Raw genomic sequence first — 18,265 nt, forward strand, 5'->3', positions numbered from 1 at the left:
GCCACCGTCAGCCTCGTCGACAACGCACCCTCGACCCGACCCGACCCGACCCGACCCGCACCGGGTGCAGGGGTGCAGGGGTGCAGGGTCACGAAGGGACACGCTTGTCGGAAGCCCCCCGAACTTCTTCTGCACCAGAGCGACACGGTCGGCTGGACCGCCGGACACGGCCTCCGGCGTGATCTCGTCACAACGAAACACGCCCAGCGCGGGAAACAGCGAGTGCGGAAACCAGCGCGGCCACATGCCCGGTCGTACTCCAGCAACCCTGCGTACAGACACGCCGGGAAGTGCGCCTTCAAGTACGTGGACTGGAGGTCGGAGACGGTGAATACGGCACATAGGGGTCGCGGGCTCCACCTCACCTCATCCGATCAAGCCCCTCCCACCCGGCTTGATCTGGAACCCCGCGTCCTGTTCGTTCCCACGGCCAAGTGATCAAGGTCTGAGCGGCATTGAAGCCCGGGCGCGGACCGAGCCGACCCGCCGCTCCCGGATGCCCATTGCCTCGCGGCCCTGGGCTGTTTAAGGAGTGGCTGCATGCGGTTGATGCCTTGTAGGGTCCGATTGTGGCCTGTCGCATTTCCGAGCTGGTGATCGATTGCCGGGACCCACAACGGCTGGCGGCGTTCTGGTGCGAGGTGTTGGGCTTCATCGTGCTCGACATCGACGACGGCGCGGTGGAGATCGGACCGCGGGAAGGGTTCGGCGGATTGCAGCCGACTCTGGTCTTCAGCCCCACTACCGAGCCCAAGACGGGCAAGCTGCCGCTGCACATCGACGTCAACGCCACCGACCGCGATCAGGACGCCGAACTCGAACGCCTCCTGAAGCTCGGGGCGCGCCCGGCCGACATCGGCCAGACCGGCGAGGAGTCCTGGCACTGCCTGGTCGACCCCGAAGGCAACGAATTCTGCCTCCTGCGAGCCCGCCTGAGCTGAGCATCGGCCCGCGCCGGCAGGCGCCGAAACCACACCCTGAGACGTCCGGCGCCGGTACTCCGCCCGCTGATTCCCGGTCAGGCGGAACCGTTCAGCCGGTCATCCGTTGAACCCAGGCGGTGCTGCGGTGGGCTTCGGTGCGGCCTTCCGGCGGACCTGACGAACTCCGCCTGAGCCCGCCAACTCGTCCACTGGGCCGGCGACTTCCTCCATATCATGCTCACGCTCCTCGGACGGGGCGAGCCAGAACAGGGCAGGCGGAAGGCCGAGCTCGATCACCGTGAGCGCGATCTGGAACCACTGGGGCCAGCCGTGGACAGCCAGGGAGATCAGCCGGCCGAGCCCACCGAGCAGGAAGACGGCGGAGAGGGCGCGCACCGCCGTCGCCGGGATCGGCCGCTGCCGGGCGGCCCAGAGCCAGGCCAGTCCATAGCCGACGAAGCTCGCCCCCATGAACCGCCCCCAGCTGTCGACGGTCGCCCCGGCAGAACCTACGCCCGGGATGGCCGCGTTGCCGAGGGCGACGTGGAACAGCCCGATCGCCACACACGCCCACCCCATGACCTGTACGAGTACGCGCAGAGTCCTGGCCATGATCCATCACCCTGTCTCGGTCCGACGCCGTAGTTGACGTGTGTCTACTAAGCCCTGTATCAGGGTGAGCGGGTAAGTAGACGTGTGTCAAGTAAGCTTTCGGCGTGCCTCCCCGCCAGCGCCTCAGCCCCGCCGACCGTCGCGCTCAGCTCCTCGCCGTCGGCGCGCGGATGTTCGCGGCCCGCCCCTACGAGGACGTGCTGATGGACGACATCGCCCAACAGGGCGGCGTCTCGCGGGCCCTGCTCTACCGTCACTTCCCGAGCAAGCACGCGCTCTTCGCAGCGGTCTACCAGCAGGCCGCCGACCGGCTGCTCGCCGAGACGAAGCTCGACCCCGCCGACTCGCTGGTCGGGCAACTGGTCCAGGGGATGGACATCCACCTCGACTACTTCGTCGCCAACCGCCACGCCGTCCTCGCCGCGAACCGGGTGCTCGCGGGCGACCCGGTCATCCAGACGATCATGACCGACGAGCTGGACGCGCTCCGCGCCCGCCTGCTCGCCGTGCTGCCACTCGCGGACGAGAGCGCGCGCCAAACCGTCTCGGCCGTCCTGAAGAGCTGGTTGGTCTTCGTCCAGATCCTCGTCGTCGACTGGCTCACCGAGCAGACCTGCTCCCGCACCGAGCTCCGCGACATCTGCGTCGGCGCCGTCCTCGGTGCCCTGCGCCCCCTGCTCCCCGCGCACCTCGTGCCGAACTGGCCCTAGCTCACGGTGGGTCGCGCCGGGGCGTGACCTGGTTCAAAGCGGTCCGTGACCATGTCGCCGACCTGGGCGCGGTACGGGTGCGCAGCACGGTCCGGGACTTGTTGCCCCAAAGCCCCGGCGCACACGAGTCTCCTGGCTTGACCGAGCGGTACGGCTCCACAACAAGTGGACCAGAGCCTCAGTTTCGACAGCACCTGTTCGGCCGGCGATCCTCCGTCGGCCATCCGATGGCGCGGAAGACAGCGGCGGGGTCCAGGTAGTCCCGCCAATGCGTCACCCTGCGGTCCTTGACGGTGATCACGGAGACGAAGTGGTTGTCGTAGGCACGCCCGGTGTGGACTGCCATTCCGTGCACCGCGTACTCCAGGACGACCACGGACGTCTCGGCATCCCGGTGGACAGCGAGCTCGTCCGCGCTGTGCAGGACCATGCCATCGCCGTATCCGCGGTACAGGTCGGCAACCGCGCGGCGTCCCTGGACCCGGCGCGGGTAGCCGGGTACGGAGATCACGTACTCGAAGACCACGTCCTCGGCCAGGAGGTCGAAGAAGTGCTCAGCGTCGACGAGGCCCGCCAGCCCCTCCCGGATGATCCGGAAGAACGGATCCAGCGCTGCGAAGTCGGAGATGTCGTCGATGGACATGGTCATCCCGCCATCGGAGAGGTCCAGGCGTGGACGCTGCGCCGGGCGAAGTCGTGGAAGGGGGCCGCGCGGCGCCCGGTGACCTTCTCGACGTCGTCGTTGGGCGTCGAACCGTTGCCGGAGATGACGCTGCCGGTCAGCCAGCGAAGCATCACCGCGTAGTCGGCCGGGACGAGTCCGGCAGCGACCGCTCCGTCGATCCATACGTCGGGGTCGATGTCGTGGTGCGTGACAGGTCGGCCGGTCACGGCGGCGATGGTGTCGGCGACTTCGTCGACGGTGAGGGCCTGCGGGCCGGTGGGCGCGTACTGCGCGCCGGCGTGGGCGTCGGGGGCGAGCAGCGTCTCGACGGCGACCGCGGCGATGTCGGCCGCGTCGACGAAGGCTTCCCTGCCACCGCCTGCGGGGACCGTGATCACCCCGTCGACGACCGGTACGTGGGCGTCGCTGAAGTTCTGCATCACCCAGGCGGGGCGCAGGATGGAGTGGGTGATGGCAGCTCGGGCGGCGAGGTCGGCCTCGACGGCCCTGACGTCGACCTCCGGCGGCGCCTGGTCGGCCCGGTAGGTGCTGAGGTAGGTGACATGGCGTACCCCGGCGGCTTCGGCGAGGTCGAGGAAGGCGGCCACCTGGTCGACATAGGTGACCCGCAGAACGGGTGTCACGAGGTAGAGGCGGTCGACTCCGGCGAGGGCTGCGGCGTGGGTGGTCGGGTCGTCCCAGTCGAACAGCACGGCGGCGCCGTGGCGCGCCGCGGTGCGGGCGCTCAGCCCCCGCTCGGCGAGCGTCTTCGCCACGAGCGAGCCGGTCCGGCCGGTGCCGCCGAGGACGAGTGCGGTCTTCGGTGATCCAGTCATGGATCAATCGTGAGAGCGCGCTACGAGCGAATCAATGCGCGCATGACTCGTTCTTTTACGTCAGACGCTCAGGCCTTGGTCCAATGTGGTTGTCTCGCTGATACTGATGTGCGTGGACGTACTGCACGATCGCCTTGCACGGGCACGCGCCTCCGGCGCCGTCTTCGCCCGGACGGTGGCCGAGCCGCCGTGGGGGCTGCGGCTGGCCGGTTCGATCCAGCTGGCCGTGCACACCGTCGTCCGGGGGAGGGGATGGCTGTGGCTGGACGACCCCGGCAGCGCGGTGGAACTCGTGCCGGGGGAGGTGACGCTCGTCCGCGGTGGCCCCGATCACCACATCGGGCACGAGCCGGGCGCCGAGTGCCTCGAACCGGAGGACTTCCGAGCCCGGCACGCCTACGACGGGAGCCCCGAGGACCCGCGGGCGACGATCTTCCTCTGCGGCGCCTACCGGTTTTCGGGCGACATCGGCAGCGGGCTGCTGGAGGCACTGCCGCAGATGCTGACCCTGTCGGCGGCGGTCGGCGACCCGCTGCGAGAGGTGATCGCGCTGCTGTCGCACGAGCTGACCGCCTCCGAGCCCGGTCAGCCCACTGTGCTGGACCGGCTCCTCGACGTTCTTCTGGTGCTCGCCATCCGCAATGACTTCCGCCGCAGCCCGACCGCACCCCGCTGGTACCGGGCATCCGCGGATCCCCGGCTGAACGCCGCACTGCAGGCCATGCACGAGAACGCCGGCCATCCCTGGTCGGTCCCCGAACTCGCCGCGATCAGCGGCCTGTCCCGCGCGGCCTTCGCACGGACCTTCCGCGACGCCCTCGGCCAGACCCCCATGCAGTACCTGACCGACTGGCGGATGGCTCTCGCCCGCGACCACCTGCGCACCGGCGAACTCGGCTTGACACATATCGCCCGCACTGTCGGCTACAGCTCGCCCTACGCGTTCGCGGCGGCCTTCCGGCGCCACCACGGCGAGCCGCCCGGGACCTGGCGGCAACGGGAGTCACTCCGCTCGCAGGCAGGCCCCGGGAACGATCCCCACACCCACTGACACCCGTCGGCCTGACACCCGCCCGCCCGTCCCCGCACCAGAACCAAGGCCCCGTTGGGCGACCTGCCGAGATGAGTTCTCATATGACCGTTGGCAGCGCTTTCGCGCGTCGGTCACAGACTCGTGAAGAGGTCGTCGAGCGGGGCCGGTACCTGTCCGGGGTCGAGGTTCTCGACCAGGAGATGCCCGTAGCGGATCTTGCGGCCCTTCTTCGTGCCGAGGAAGCGCCGCAACTGCTGCTGCCGGGGCCGACCGTGGTGTGCGGGCTGGTGCAGGAAGGTCTGCCAGGCCCGCAGGTCGCCCTCGGCCCGGATGATCTCCTCGACGCGCGCCGTGCCCAGCGCGCGGATGAGTTCGTCCTCCAGATCCGCCACGCACACGAAGAAGCCCCGGTGCGGCGCCCGGGCCCGCTTCAGGCCGCGGTCGTAGAAGCGCTGCTCGCCCTCGTCGCACAGTCCCCTCAGGTGCAGGCCAACACCGGGTGGCCCGAGAAGACCGGCGTAGTGGCCGACGCTCATCGCCCCGCCCATCGATATGACGCACACCCCTTCGGCGGCCAGGTCGCGGCCACGCCGTGCGGCCAGCGCTTCGACGGCCGCGAGGTCACTCGGTCCTTCCAGCAGCACCGCCGTCCGCAGCCCCAGTTGCACAACCAGATCACTCGCCGGTCCGCCGGGACCGCCGGCCGCCCAGCGGCTGACCGCGTCCCGGAATGCGTTCATGTCCGCCATGAAGCGAGTCTGCACTTCCCTCGACCGGCACGGCACGGGAATATTTGACGGCCCCGCTCGACATGCCCGGCATTCTGGTGACCTCGGCCTGGTGATCCACCCCATCGCTTGCGGCACTGAGCAGGCGGCACTGAGCCGGCGGAGGCTCGGGGTGCCGACGTCGGTTCGGTGGGCTACGTCGGCTGATCCGGCTTCAGGGAGCCGGCAGTTCGCCGTCGTCGGCTGGTTGTGCCCTGTTGTGGCTTGGCTACGGGGACACCGCTGCGGGTGCTGGATCCTTCGTGCCCACGCCGGTCGTGCGGAAGCTGGTCCGGAATGCGCCAGGTGTCACGCCCAGGTGTCGTACAAACGCTCTGCGGAGCGACTCGGGTGAGCCGAACCCGGTGCGCCGTGCCACTACCGGCAGGGAGTCGTCACCTGTCTCCAGCAGCGCCTGGGCGGCTTCCAGTCTGACCTGCTCGACGTAGCGGCCTGGAGTGGTTCCCACCTCTTCGTCGAAGAGCCGGGTCACGTGCCGGACGCTGACGCCTGCTCTGCGGGCCATGGCTGTGAGTGTGTGGTTGGCCCCGGGGTTCTCGGCGACGGTGTCCAGGACCCGGCGGAGCATCTCCTGGCGGGTGTGCGGCGCTCGGGAGCGGACGCTGAACTGGGACTGGCCGCCCGGCCGTTGCATGAAGACGACCATGTCCTTGGCGACCGACCGGGCGACCTCCGCACCGAAGTGGTCTTCGACCAGCGCCAGGGACAGGTCGATACCGGCGCTGACACCCGCCGAAGTCATCATCTGCCCGTCCCGTACGAAGATGGCGTCCGGCTGGACCCGCACGGCCGGGAAGCGAGAGGCCAGTTGCCGTGAGTGTCGCCAGTGCGTCGCGGCGCGGCGGCCGTTGAGAAGTCCGGCTGCGGCCAGCAGGAACGCCCCTGTGCACACCGATGCCGTGCAGCGGCTCTTGTCGTTCAGTTGCCGGACCGAATCCAGAAGAGTGTCGTCCTTGATCAGCGTCTCCCATTCCGGGCCGCCCGGGATCACCAATACGTCGCACGGTTCTTGTACGTCGTCTGCGGACAGGTCGGCGCTGAGGCGGATCCCGGCGGAGGTGATGACCTCCGCCCCGTCCTCGGACGCGATCTGCACCCGATAACGCCCGCCGAACTCGTTCGCCGTCGTGAACACCTCGATGGGGCCGGTCACATCGAGCAGCCGCACACCCGGAAAGACCAGCACGGTCACGATGAGCGGATCCATTGCCGGGCGCTTGTGGTTCATCGGATGCCTCCGGGCTGTGCGCGGTGCGGACACTGGATCGACAGGGTGTTGGTGATGGCGTGCCTGCTGGCATGCCGCCGCCGCATTGCCTCGGGATCGGGGCGAGAGCTTGGCAGACGGCCCAGGCGCCGACGTAGTCGACCCCGCTTGCCAGGTGCGCATCATTGCGTGCCCTGGGGAATGCGGCAGGGCGTGTCCTGACAGGTGCCGCGGGCTGCACGGGCCCGGTCCAAGGGCCGTATCCGACCCCGGTCCGCCCAGTCGTCGGATTTCCCTGTGCTCATCATGTGCCAGTGACCCCCACCGAAGCCACGACCGGTTTGCTCCCTGCTGGGAGGCACAGCCTTTCAGCCGCCGTGCTCGGCGCGCTCTATCGCTGTGACGTTCACGGCGCTCTACCACCGTGTGTTCGAAGGACGGAGCCATGGCTCGCGCTGTCCTCGGCCTCACCGCGTATGGCGCAGCGCGTCACGCGAGCCATCCATGCGGTCTGTCCGAGGGGCGGAAACGCGCCCTGGTACTCGCGATCCAACTCTCCGCGGCGCCCCGCGCGCTGCTCCTGGCCGAGCCGACCCGCGGGCTCGACTACCGGGCGAAGACGGAGCTGGTCCGCATCGTCGACGCACTCGCGGCACAGGGGCGGACCGTCGTCATCTCCCCGCACGACGCCGAGTTCGCCGCCCGGGCCGCGGATCGGATCGGGTCGTGGTCCTCGACGGTGCTGACCACCTTCCGCCGCGCCGCCCGCCGCGCCAGATTCCAGGCCCCGGTCCGCTTCGCCGGCCCGAAACTGTCCGATTCCCGCGGTCGTTGAGCTCGGCCGACTCATCCGAGGGCGTGTCGGGGTGGATTTACTAGGACGTCCAACTATATGCTCGTGAGGAATGCCCGCGGTGCAGGGAAGCCGGTGTGAATCCGGCACGGTCCCGCCACTGTGACCGGGGAGTACGTCGTCGAGCAGGACGCCACTGACGAGCGAGATGTCGGGAAGGCGGACGGCGCGCGCTGATCCGGGAGTCAGGATACCGGCCGCGGTTTTGTTCCGTGTTGTCCACGAGGATGGAGCAGACACGCATGGCATCAGTGTGCACCCACGACCCTGGTGATCCGGCCCGACGGGCATCGACTGCCGCGCGTCCTGCCGTGCAGGTAGGGACCGTCACGCGTCCTGCCGGACGGGTACGGACCGTCACGCGCCCTGCCGGGCAGGTGCGGACCGTCACGCGTCCCGCGGTACGGACGTCGAGTCCCGTGCGTCCCGCGGCTCGGGCACGCGCTGACGCGATCCGCGCGGTCTGAACGACCCTTCTCTGCCCCATGCCGTCTCGCGCGACCCCCGCACGCACAAGGCCCTGCCCGTGTGTGCCGTTGGTCGGCGCGCCATCCCCGGGATCCCACCTGACGAGAGCAGGCACCCATGGTCCGTGAACACGACCGCGCCACCGTGCGTGAGTTGAGCCATTTCATCGGCGGCAAGCACACTCCGGGAACATCGGGGTCCTACGGCGACGTCTACGACCCCAACACGGGCGAGGTGCAGGCCCATGTCCCGCTCGCCGACCGCGCTGAGACCGAGGCGGCGATCACCGACGCCGCGACGGCGCAGCGCGAGTGGGGCGAGTGGAATCCGCAACGCCGTGCCCGCGTCCTCCTCCGCTTCCTCCAACTCGTCGAGGGCGAGCGGGACGCGCTGGCCCGGCTGCTCTCCTCCGAGCACGGCAAGACGGTCGCCGACGCACACGGCGACGTCCAACGCGGCCTGGAAGTGGTGGAGTTCGCCGCCGGGATCCCGCATCTGCTGAAGGGGGAGTTCACCGACAACGCCGGCACCGGCATCGACGTCCACTCCGTGCGCGCCCCGATCGGTGTGGTGGCCGGCATCACCCCGTTCAACTTCCCCGCGATGATCCCCCTGTGGAAGGCGGCTCCCGCGCTGGCCTGCGGCAACGCCTTCATCCTCAAGTCCTCCGAGCGCGACCCGTCCGTACCGCTGCGGCTCGCCGAACTCTTCCTGGAGGCGGGCCTGCCGCCGGGCGTCCTGAACGTCGTCCACGGCGGCAAGGAGAGCGTCGACACCCTCCTCGAAGACCCCCGCGTCGGCGCGCTCGGCTTCGTCGGCTCCACCCCGATCGCCGCGTACGTCTACGCCACCGCCGCGGCCCACGGCAAGCGCGCCCAGTGCTTCGGCGGCGCCAAGAACCACATGATCGTGATGCCGGACGCCGACCTCGACCAGGCCGTGGACGCCCTGATCGGCGCCGGGTACGGCTCGGCGGGGGAGCGCTGTATGGCGATCTCCGTCGCCATCCCGGTCGGCGAGGACACCGCCGACGCTCTGGTCGCCCGTCTGAAGGAGCGCATCTGCTCGCTGCGGATCGGCCGCAGTGACGACCCCGAGGCGGACTTCGGCCCGCTGGTCGGACGGGACGCCGTCGACCGGGTTCGCCGCTACGTCGACCTCGGTGTCGAGGAGGGCGCGGAACTCGTCGTCGACGGACGGGACTTCGTCCTGCCCGGGCACGAGAACGGCTTCTTCACTGGTGCCTCCCTGTTCGACCGGGTCACCCCCGCGATGCGCATCCACCAGGAGGAGATCTTCGGGCCGGTCCTGTCCGTGGTCCGCGCCGCGGACTACGAGGAGGCCCTGCGGCTGCCCAGCGAGCACGTCTACGGAAGCGGTGTCGCGATCTTCACCCGGGACGGCGACACCGCCCGCGACTTCACCCGCCGGGTGAACACCGGCATGGTCGGCGTGAACGTGCCGATCCCCGTCCCGGTCGCCTACCACACCTTCGGCGGTTGGAAGCGTTCCGGCTTCGGCGACCTCAACCAGCACGGTCCGGACGCGATCCGCTTCTACACCCGTACGAAGACCGTCACCTCGCGCTGGCCCTCGGGCTTCGGGAAGGCGCGAGCTTCACCATCCCGACGATGGGCTGAGCGCGATGACCACCACCCTGCTCACCGAGGACCAACAGGCCCTCGTCGAGACGACCCTGGACTTCGCCCAGGACCACCTCGCCCCGCACGCCCTGGACTGGGACCGGGACAAACACTTCCCGCTCGACGTCCTGCGCAAGGCCGCAGGACTGGGCCTCGGCGGTGTGTACGTCCGCCAGGAGGCGGGCGGCGCGGGCCTCACCCGTGCCGACGGCGTCCTTGTCTTCGAGACCCTGGCCTCGGGCTGTCCGTCCATCGCGGGCTATCTCTCCATCCACAACATGGTCGCCTGGATGATCGACCAGTACGGGGAGCTGGCTCAGCGGGAGCGATGGCTGCCCCGGCTCTGCGCCATGGAGGACCTGGCGAGCTACTGCCTGACCGAACCGGGCGCCGGATCGGACGCCGCCGCTCTGCGCACCCGTGCCGTCCGCGACGGCGGCCACTACGTCCTGACCGGGGTCAAGCAGTTCATCTCCGGCGCGGGAGCCTCCCAGGTGTACGTCGTCCTGGCCCGTACCGGCGCCGACGGCCCGCACGGCATCTCCGCGTTCCTCGTCGACAAGGACGACCCCAGCCTCTCCTTCGGCCCCAACGAGCGGAAGATGGGCTGGAACGCCCAGCCCACCCGCCAGGTGATCCTGGACGGCGTCCGACTGCCCGCCGACCGGCTGCTCGGCCACGAGGGCGAGGGCTTCCGCATCGCCATGAACGGCCTCAACGGCGGACGTCTCGGCATCGCCGCCTGCTCCCTCGGCGGCGCCCGCAACGCCCTCGACCGCAGCCTGGCCCACCTCGCCGACCGGGAGGCGTTCGGCGGGCGGCTGCTCGACGCCCAGGCGCTCCAGTTCCGGCTGGCGGACATGGCGACCGAACTGGCAGCCGCCCGCGCGCTGGTCCACCAGGCCGCCCAGGCCCTGGACCGCGGCGATCCACAGGCGCCACACCTGTGCGCGATGGCCAAGCGGTTCGCCACCGACACCGGATACTCCGTCGCCGACCAGGCCCTGCAACTGCACGGCGGCTACGGCTACCTGAGCGAGTACGGCATCGAGAAGATCGTCCGCGACCTGCGGGTCCACCAGATCCTGGAAGGAACCAACGAGATCATGCGCGTCATCGTGGCCCGTGGCCTGACGGAGGCATTCGGATGACCGACACAGACGACACCGTGCCGGCGACCGGTACCGACGACTCCCTACTGCTGCGCACCGAGGGGCGCGCCGCGTACCTCACCCTCAACAGGCCCAAGGCGCTCAACGCCCTCACCCACGCGATGGTCCGCCGCCTCGACCTCGCGCTGACGGCCTGGGAGCACGACCCGGCCGTGGAGACCGTCGTCCTCACCGGCGCGGGGGAGCGGGGCCTGTGCGCGGGCGGCGACATCCGCGCCATCCACGAGGACGCCCGGAACGGGGACGGGACGGCGTCGGCGGCCTTCTGGCGGGACGAGTACCGGCTCAACGCCCGCATCGCCCACTACCCGAAGCCGTACGTCGCCGTGATGGACGGCATCGTCATGGGCGGCGGCGTCGGCGTCTCCGCCCACGGCAGCGTCCGGATCGTCACCGAGCGCTCGAAGATCGCCATGCCGGAGACCGGTATCGGCTTCGTACCGGACGTCGGGGGCACCTACCTGCTCGCCCTCGCGCCCGGCGAACTCGGCACACACCTGGCGCTGACCGGATCACCGACAGGCGCGGGTGACGCCCTGCTGTGCGGCCTCGCCGACCTCTACGTACCGTCGGACTCCCTGCCACGGCTGATCGCCGACCTCGCCCACGCGCCCGTACGACAGGTCCTGGGCCAGTACGCACAACAGGAACCGCCCGGCGAACTCGCGGCAGCACGGCCCTGGATCGACGCCTGCTACGCCGCCGACACCGTCGAGGAGATCATCGACCGCCTCCTCGAACACGGCGGCAGCGCGGCCAAGGAGACCGCCGAGACCCTGCTCACCAAATCCCCCACCTCCCTCAAGGTCACCCTCGCCGCACTCCGCAGAGCCCGGCGGCTCGGTCCGCTGGAGAACGTGCTGGACCAGGAGTACCGCGTCTCCTGCGCGGCCCTCACCGCACCCGACCTGGTGGAGGGCATCCGCGCCCAGGTCATCGACAAGGACCGCAGCCCGCGCTGGACACCGCCGACGCTCGCCGAGGTCACCGACGCGGACGTCGAGCGCTTCTTCACGCCCCTCGGCGAGCGGGAACTCGGCCTCGCCACATCCGACACCACGCAGGAGGTGCCCTGGTGAGCAGGACCGTCGCGTTCATCGGGCTGGGACACATGGGCGGCCCCATGGCCGCCAACCTGGTCAAGGCCGGCCACCGGGTACGCGGCTACGACCTGTCACCCGCATTCCTGAAGGCAGCGGCCGACGCGGGTGTCGAGCCCGCGGCATCCGCGACGCAGGCGGTGACGGGCGCGGAGGTGGTGATCACCATGCTGCCCGCCGGACGGCACGTGCTGGAGCTGTACGAGGACATCGTCGGGGCCGCCCGGCCCGGCACCCTCTTCGCCGACTGCTCGACCATCGACGTCGCCGACGCCCGTACTGCCCACGACAGAGCGGTTTCGGCCGGGATGCGGGCCCTGGACGCGCCGGTCTCCGGCGGAGTCGTCGGGGCCGAGGCGGCCACCCTCACCTTCATGGCCGGCGGCGGCGAGGACGAGTACGCCGAGGCCGAACCCCTGCTCGCCGCCATGGGCAGGAAGGTGGTCCACTGCGGAGGCGCGGGCGCCGGACAGGCTGCGAAGATCTGCAACAACATGATCCTCGGCGTCTCGGTGATCGCCGTCAGCAGGCGTTCGTACTCGGCGAGAGCCTGGGCCTGTCCCACCAGGCGCTGTACGACGTGGCCTCCACGGCGTCCGGCCAGTGCTGGGCACTCAGCGTCAACTGCCCGGTGCCGGGGCCCGTGCCGACCAGCCCCGCGAACCGTGACTACCGTCCCGGCTTCGCCGCCCCGCTCATGGCCAAGGACCTGGGCCTGGCGGCCGACGCGGCCAGAGCCGGTGGCGTGAGGGCCGAACTCGGCCTGCGCGCGGCCGAGTTGTACGACGCATACGCCGAGGGAGCAGGCACCGCCGAGGACTTCTCGGGCATCGTACGGACGATCAGGGACCAGAGCGGAGACCAGGCATGACCACCGACACGACATCGGCCGCGACAGACGCGTACGACACCATCCTCATCGAACGCAAGGGCCGCACCGCCCTGCTCACCCTCAATCGGCCCAACGCCCTCAACGCCCTTAACCTCCAGGTCATGAACGAGGTCGTCGCGGCCACCGAAGCCCTCGACCGGGACCCGGACGTGGGCTGCATCGTGCTCACCGGATCGGCGAAGGCGTTCGCGGCCGGAGCCGACATCAAGGAAATGCGGCCGCAAAGCTACCTGGACATGTACCTCAGCGACTGGTTCACCGCCTGGGACCGGCTCGGACAGCTGCGCACGCCGACCGTGGCGGCGGTCGCCGGGTACGCGCTCGGCGGCGGCTGCGAACTCGCCATGCTCTGCGACATCCTCCTCGCAGCCGACACCGCCGCCTTCGGTCAGCCGGAGATCAAACTCGGCGTCATCCCCGGCATCGGCGGCTCCCAGCGGCTCACGCGCGCGGTCGGCAAGGCAAAGGCCATGGAACTGTGCCTGACCGGCCGCACCATGGACGCCACCGAAGCCGAACGGGCCGGCCTGGTCTCGCGCGTGGTGCCCGCCGACGAACTGCTCGGCGAGGCACTCGCGGTCGCCGAGACCGTGGCGGGCATGTCGCTGCCGGTCGCCATGATGGCGAAGGAGTCGGTCGCCCGCGCCTTTGAGACAACACTCGCCGAGGGCGTCCGATTCGAACGCCGCCTCTTCCACGCGGTGTTCGCCACCGCCGACCAGAAGGAGGGCATGAGCGCCTTCATCGACAAGCGCCCGCCCCACTTCACCCACCACTGACCCACGCGTCACACCGACCGGGCCGCCGCCCGCAGGACGAACACCGTGCCCGGCGGCCCGGTCTTCGTCGGCAGACGACCATGTCTGCCTCCTGGCCGGCACCCGTCCCGGTCAGACGGGCCCACCCCTCCACCGGACACGGCACATACGTACGCCGGTCGGAATCGATGACCGGCCGCCTGCGGTGGCGGTCGGTGAGAGGAGGGCTTCGCCGGCGGCCACGACTGGGATGGCTTTGAGCGGGTCGGCGGGGTCCATGCGCGAGTTGGCCCCACGCCGTCCACGGCGACCCCCGGCCACTGGTCGAGTTCTAGCTCCGCCACGATCAGATTGAGCTGTGGCTGCCGATCCGGTCGTGACACCGGATCAGCCGGACAGCAGGCCAACCGAGGGATGCAGCCCATAGCGCCCGCCGGTCGGCCGCGTGCTGGATTGCGCCGAGCAAATCGTCGCAGCGGCGGGAGAATACGTTGGCGGCTCGCGCGGTGCTTTTCGCTCTCGAGGCCCAGGACGCTGAGCGCTTCCTGGCCTGCGAGGACAAGACGAGGTCATCGAACTCGTCGAAGAGGTCGAGGAGCGCCGGGACCTGGACAACCTCTTCGAGTTCGACAAGTCCTGGGACACCCTGCACCGCTGCTTCACGGACGGCGACCTCGCCTTCGTCAACGGCGACTTTCCCTTGTCACATGTCATCCTCGGCGGAGTACCGCTGCAGGAAGGCGACGACTACGTCGTCCGTTGGCGCGGGGATCGTGCACCTGACGCTGCACGTACCCGGCCCCTCGCAGGCGATGGCGGCACTGTGGGGCGACGGGCGGACGCTCACCAAGTGGAATCTGGCCAGGGTCTGGCAGTGCTCCGGCCCGGAGTTCCGGCGGGCGGTGCGATGGCTGGACGGGAAGGTGCTGACCGGCAAGCCCACCGTTCTGGACCTGCTGGACGCCCGGACACAGGCGACCGTCGGCGTTGGCCTGCACTGCCTGGTGAGCAGCCTGTACACGCTGGCGGAGGTCGACGTCGCCGGATCGGAGTGCCCGGACGGCGGCTACCACTTGGAGACGGAGAGCGTGCACGGCGAGATCGTCGACGACGACGACGTGGTCCTGAAGCCGTCGGCCAACAGGGCCATGCCGCTGCTGCGTTGTAGCGACTGACACGCCCACCCCGCGTGCACCGGGCCGTTCGCGACCTTCTGCAGGTGCAGCCCTGGACGGGAATCTCTGCACCGGCAAGGCGCCGAGGGGCCATGCCCGCTCCATCTGATATTTGCGGATTTCAGTAAGAAACTTGCTATGAGCTGCATGGCGCATTCTTTGCTTCGTCGGAATCTAGCGGGGTGGATGGGGGCTCTGTACGGTCGGGGCGCCGGTTTCCCGCACTCCTTGAAGGAGCATCAGATGCTGACGATCCCCAGACCCCGGCGACTGGCGGTGGCCGCCGTCGCCGCGGTCGGCGCGATGTGCGTGTCCGTCTTACCGGCCGCCGCCATACAGGGGGCGCCGCCGTCCAAGGCGCTCCGGGCCGGCCCGATGGCCCACGCTCCCCGGCAGGCGCAGGCGGCAGCCAGCGCGGCGGTGGGTGCGACGAAGTCGTTCTCGGTCTACGAGGCCGAGGAGGGAACGCCGGGCGGGGGTGCGGCCGTCCGGTCGCTGACCTCGGCGCCGACGACGCAGTACTCGAGCGCCGCCCTGGAGGCTTCGGGCCATTCCTATGTCCACCTGGACGGCACCGGCCAGTCGGTGCAGTGGACCAACAACACCGGGCAGCCGATCTCCTTCCTCAACGTCCGCGCGAGCATCCCGGATTCGGCATCCGGCGGTGGTGTCACCGGAACGCTGAACCTGTACGTCAACGGAGTGTTCCGGCAGGAGCTGAACCTCAACTCGCGGCAGAGCTGGGTGTACGAGGGCAACGGCAACTACAACACGAGCGACAACCAGAACCCGGCCGACGGCGACCCGAGGGTCTTCTGGGACGAGTCGCACACCTTCGTCACCGGGTCCCCGATCCCGGCGGGCGCCACGTTCTCGCTGCGGAAGGACTCGGACAGCAGCGCGTCCTTCTACGACGTGGATTCCGTCGACGTGGAGAACCCGCCGGCGCCGCTGACACAGCCGGCGAACTCGATCTCGATCACAAGTTGCGGTGCGGCGGCGGACAACAATCCGACCAACGGCGCGGCCGACAGCCAGTCGGTGGACAGCCGGGCCGCCATCCAGAACTGCATCGACCAGGCCCAGTCGCAGGGCAAAACCCTGTGGATCCCGCAGGGCACCTTCTACGTGAAGGGCACCACGGGACTGAACGCACAGGGGATCACCATCGCGGGCGCGGGCATGTGGTACAGCACGATCTACCGTGACGTCCCGGTCCCCAACAGCACACCGCTGGCGGCCCTGTTCGACCTGACCTCCTGCACCGTGCGTAACTTCCACGTCGACGCCAACGCCGTCAGCCGGAGCACCATCGGCGGGGACGGCGGCGCGATGGACACCACCGGCACCGGCTGGCTGGCCGACGGCATCTGGACCCAGCACACCATGTCGGGCTTCTGGGCTTCCGGCACCGGCGGGACGGTGCAGAACAGCAGGCTGACGTCGATCTGGGCGGACGGGATCAACGTCAACAACGTGTCGCTGGGCGCGGACACCGGGAACAACCTGACGGTCACCGACAACTTCGTCCGCGGCACCGGGGACGACGCGATTGCCATCAACTCGGTGAACTACAACACCAACAGTGACGGTTCCAAGACGTACTACAACCCGATGAGCAATGTCGCCGTCAGCGACAACACCTCGATCGCCCCGTGGGGCGGCAAGGGTGTCGGGATCTACGGGGGCAGCGGCCACCAGGTCAAGGACAACTACATCAGCGACACGGCCCGTTACATCGGTCTGGGCGCCGGGCGCTTCGGTGTCAACGGCAGCGATCTGCTGTCCGCGACCGTGACGGGCAACACCGTGGTCCGCTCCGGCGGCAACGCCTACAGCCAGGGCCAGCCCGCCCTGCACATCGGCAACGGCGGCGACGGACAGAACACCGGGATCGTCGACAAGGTCACGGTCACCGGCAACACCGTCACCGACTCCCTCTACGACGGGATCGGCTTCTCCACCTCGACCAACACCCTGCTCCAGGACAACACCGTCAGCAGCCCCGGCCGCAACGGCATCGCGATCTCGCCGTCGTTCTACCCCGCGCCCACGGGCTCCGCGACGATCACCGGCAACACGGTCACCGGGCTCGGCTCCGGCACCTCGGCCTTCGTCAACAACTCCACCGGGTTCGTCGCGACGCTGAGTGACAACCACTGGCCGCCTCCCGCGCCCGAGGGCCCCTACGGCGGCACCCCCACAGCCGTGCCCGGCACGGTGCAGGCGGAGAACTACGACACCGGCGGCCAGGGGGTCGCGTACAACGTCACCTCCGTCAACGGCAACGCCAACTCCTACCGCGCCGACGGCGTGGACCTGGACAACACCGCGGACACCGGCGGCGGTTACAACCTGGGCTGGACCAGCGGCGGACAGTGGTTCCGCTACACCGTGGACGTCGCCACGGCCGGCACCTACACCCTCGGTCTCCGCGTCGCGGCCCCGTCCGCGGTGGCAGGCGCGCTGCACCTGTCGGACGCCTCCGGCACCGACCTCACCGGAGCCGTCGACCTGCCCGCCACCGGCGACTGGCAGACCTGGGCCACCGTGACCACTCATGTGGTCCTGCCCGCCGGCCGGCAGATTCTGGCGCTCAACCAGGACACCGGCGGCTGGAACATCAACCACCTCGCCTTCGCCGCGGGGAGCGGCTCACCGCAGGCCACCCTGACCGCGTCCCCCGGATCACTGACCTTCGCCGACCAGGCGGTGAACACGACCAGCGCCGCGCAGACCGTCACGGTCACCAACTCCGGCACCGCCACCGCCTCGATCGCCGGGGTCACCGCCGGCGGTGACTTCGCCCAGACCAGCACCTGCGGCACCTCGCTGGCCGCCGGAGCGAACTGCACGGTCTCCGTCACCTTCAGACCCACCGCCTCCGGCACCCGCACCGGCACGCTCACCCTGACCGGCAACCAGTCCAACAACCCCACCACGGTGGCCCTGTCGGGCACCGGCACCGACACCACCGGGACCAACCTCGCCGCCGGCAAGCCCACCAGCGAGTCCAGCCACACCGACGTGTACCCGTCGTCGAACGTGACGGACAGCGACCAGGGCTCCTACTGGGAAAGCGCCAACAACACGTTTCCGCAGTGGGTCCAGGTCGACTTGGGCTCGGCCCGGAGCGCCTCCCGCGTGGTCCTGCAGCTACCCGCCACCTGGGGCGCCCGCAGCCAGACCCTCACTCTCAGTGGCAGCACGGACGGCACCACCTTCACCGCCCTGAAGTCCTCGGCCGTCTACACCTTCGACCCGAACACCAAGAACACCGTCACGCTCACCTTCTCCGCCGCCACCCAGCGCTACTTCCGCGTCACCATCACCGCCAACAACGGCTGGCCCGCGGGCCAGGTCTCCGAATTCCAGATCTGGGCCTCCTGACTCCACCCTCCCCACGGTGCCGCCGGACACTCCGTCCGGCG

At 69.7% G+C, this 18,265-nt stretch carries 13 protein-coding genes, 4 pseudogenes and 1 riboswitch; of the genes and pseudogenes, 12 read left to right on the forward strand and 5 right to left on the reverse strand.

Going from position 1 to position 18,265, the window contains the following annotated elements; all coding sequences use genetic code 11:
• Positions 1-569: 569 nt before the first annotated feature.
• Entirely contained in the window at positions 570-941 is a 372-nt protein-coding gene (locus OG798_RS51525; protein WP_095850226.1) for a VOC family protein, read from the forward strand.
• Positions 942-1,040: 99 nt separating this feature from the next.
• On the opposite strand, the gene OG798_RS51530 is transcribed toward OG798_RS51525, so the two are convergent.
• On the reverse strand, positions 1,041-1,535 hold the full coding sequence (locus OG798_RS51530) for a DUF4345 domain-containing protein (RefSeq protein WP_095850225.1): 495 nt from the start codon (positions 1,533-1,535) through the stop codon (positions 1,041-1,043).
• A 104-nt stretch (positions 1,536-1,639) separates the two neighbouring features.
• Between OG798_RS51530 and OG798_RS51535 the strand changes: the two genes are divergently transcribed.
• Positions 1,640-2,245 carry a TetR/AcrR family transcriptional regulator gene (locus OG798_RS51535; protein ID WP_328759727.1) on the forward strand — a complete coding sequence of 202 codons (606 nt, stop codon included), beginning with the start codon at positions 1,640-1,642 and terminating at the stop codon, positions 2,243-2,245.
• A gap of 178 nt (positions 2,246-2,423) precedes the next feature.
• On the opposite strand, the gene OG798_RS51540 is transcribed toward OG798_RS51535, so the two are convergent.
• Together OG798_RS51540 and OG798_RS51545 are read right to left on the reverse strand one after the other, a co-directional pair.
• Complete coding sequence (locus tag OG798_RS51540; RefSeq protein ID WP_328759729.1) at positions 2,424-2,894, reverse strand: nuclear transport factor 2 family protein; 471 nt, start codon at positions 2,892-2,894, stop codon at positions 2,424-2,426.
• A complete protein-coding gene (locus OG798_RS51545) occupies positions 2,891-3,745 on the reverse strand; it encodes an NmrA family NAD(P)-binding protein (protein WP_328759731.1) in 855 nt (284 codons plus the stop codon). Before OG798_RS51545 ends, OG798_RS51540 begins: the two co-directional genes overlap by 4 nt.
• Positions 3,746-3,857: 112 nt before the next feature.
• On the opposite strand from OG798_RS51545, the gene OG798_RS51550 reads away from it, so the two are divergent.
• The gene (locus OG798_RS51550) at positions 3,858-4,796 is read left to right on the forward strand and encodes an AraC family transcriptional regulator (protein WP_328759733.1); all 939 of its coding nucleotides are present in this window, start codon (positions 3,858-3,860) and stop codon (positions 4,794-4,796) included.
• A gap of 113 nt (positions 4,797-4,909) precedes the next feature.
• On the opposite strand, the gene OG798_RS51555 is transcribed toward OG798_RS51550, so the two are convergent.
• Both OG798_RS51555 and OG798_RS51560 read right to left on the reverse strand, forming a co-directional pair.
• Positions 4,910-5,527 carry a TOPRIM nucleotidyl transferase/hydrolase domain-containing protein gene (locus OG798_RS51555; RefSeq protein ID WP_328759734.1) on the reverse strand — a complete coding sequence of 206 codons (618 nt, stop codon included), beginning with the start codon at positions 5,525-5,527 and terminating at the stop codon, positions 4,910-4,912.
• 247 nt (positions 5,528-5,774) lie between these two features.
• Positions 5,775-6,794 carry a GlxA family transcriptional regulator gene (locus OG798_RS51560; protein WP_095850219.1) on the reverse strand — a complete coding sequence of 340 codons (1,020 nt, stop codon included), beginning with the start codon at positions 6,792-6,794 and terminating at the stop codon, positions 5,775-5,777.
• A 418-nt stretch (positions 6,795-7,212) separates the two neighbouring features.
• Between OG798_RS51560 and OG798_RS51565 the strand changes: the two are divergent.
• The 9 genes and pseudogenes from OG798_RS51565 to OG798_RS51600 form a co-directional block, all read left to right on the forward strand.
• Positions 7,213-7,494, forward strand: a pseudogene (locus OG798_RS51565) (cobalt ABC transporter ATP-binding protein); the annotation flags it as partial.
• Between the two features lie 174 nt (positions 7,495-7,668).
• A riboswitch (cobalamin riboswitch) is annotated at positions 7,669-7,842 on the forward strand.
• Positions 7,843-8,211: 369 nt separating this feature from the next.
• Positions 8,212-9,734, forward strand: a pseudogene (locus OG798_RS51570) (CoA-acylating methylmalonate-semialdehyde dehydrogenase).
• A 5-nt stretch (positions 9,735-9,739) separates the two neighbouring features.
• Positions 9,740-10,888, forward strand: a complete 1,149-nt coding sequence (locus tag OG798_RS51575; protein WP_328759737.1) for an acyl-CoA dehydrogenase family protein — start codon at positions 9,740-9,742, stop codon at positions 10,886-10,888.
• Positions 10,885-11,988: an enoyl-CoA hydratase/isomerase family protein gene (locus tag OG798_RS51580; protein WP_328759739.1), complete on the forward strand. Its 1,104-nt coding sequence runs from the start codon at positions 10,885-10,887 to the stop codon at positions 11,986-11,988. Before OG798_RS51575 ends, OG798_RS51580 begins: the two co-directional genes overlap by 4 nt.
• Positions 11,985-12,880, forward strand: a pseudogene (mmsB, locus tag OG798_RS51585) (3-hydroxyisobutyrate dehydrogenase). The gene OG798_RS51580 and the pseudogene mmsB overlap by 4 nt, the downstream one beginning before the upstream one ends.
• The gene (locus tag OG798_RS51590) at positions 12,877-13,680 is read left to right on the forward strand and encodes an enoyl-CoA hydratase (RefSeq protein ID WP_328759740.1); all 804 of its coding nucleotides are present in this window, start codon (positions 12,877-12,879) and stop codon (positions 13,678-13,680) included. Before mmsB ends, OG798_RS51590 begins: the two are co-directional and overlap by 4 nt.
• A 586-nt stretch (positions 13,681-14,266) precedes the next feature.
• A pseudogene (locus OG798_RS56900) lies at positions 14,267-14,359 on the forward strand (hypothetical protein); the annotation flags it as partial.
• Between the two features lie 7 nt (positions 14,360-14,366).
• Positions 14,367-14,834: a hypothetical protein gene (locus OG798_RS51595; protein ID WP_328759742.1), complete on the forward strand. Its 468-nt coding sequence runs from the start codon at positions 14,367-14,369 to the stop codon at positions 14,832-14,834.
• A gap of 243 nt (positions 14,835-15,077) precedes the next feature.
• Entirely contained in the window at positions 15,078-18,224 is a 3,147-nt protein-coding gene (locus OG798_RS51600) for a discoidin domain-containing protein (RefSeq protein WP_328759744.1), read from the forward strand.
• The last annotated feature ends 41 nt before the right edge of the window (positions 18,225-18,265 follow it).

The sequence above is a fragment of the Streptomyces sp. NBC_00271 genome, assembly GCF_036178845.1.
Lineage (GTDB): Bacteria > Actinomycetota > Actinomycetes > Streptomycetales > Streptomycetaceae > Streptomyces.